The sequence below is a fragment of the Cognatundibacterium luofuense genome, assembly GCF_018139685.1.
Classification (GTDB): Bacteria; Pseudomonadota; Gammaproteobacteria; order Burkholderiales; family Burkholderiaceae_D; genus Undibacterium; species Undibacterium luofuense.
The window spans coordinates 1-424 of the sequence record NZ_JAGSPN010000184.1 but is presented as its reverse complement, the minus strand read 5'-3'; the positions used below and the strand labels follow the sequence as shown (position 1 = coordinate 424).

Below are 424 nucleotides of genomic sequence, written 5' to 3'. Positions count from 1 at the left end.
CAAATACCGATAACCAGTTATTCGGCGGATTCCCATCCGCACGTGGATCAGCCCAGACGTACCAGTCTGCTTTCGGATTGTCACGACTCTCACGGCTTTCAATAAACCAGGGATGCTGATCCGAACAATGCGACAACACCTGATCGATCATAATTTTGAGACCGAGACTATGTGCTTTTTCCAGCAAAAGATCGAAATCCCGCAAAGTTCCAAACAGCGGATCGACATCACAATAATCGGAAACATCATATCCGAAATCAGCCATAGGCGATTTAAAAAATGGGGAAATCCAGACGATATCGACACCCAGCGCAGCGATGTAATCAAGCCTTGCAGTAATGCCTGGCAAATCACCGACACCATCACCATTGCTGTCCGCAAAACTGCGTGGATATACCTGATAAATCACTGCTTCACGCCACCA

General features: G+C 47.2%; 1 protein-coding gene. It reads right to left on the bottom strand.

The genetic code is table 11. The annotated features are described in order from the left end of the window. On the bottom strand, positions 1 to 424 hold a 424-nt coding region (locus tag KDM89_RS19940; protein ID WP_268977904.1), incomplete at both ends, for an alpha-amylase family glycosyl hydrolase.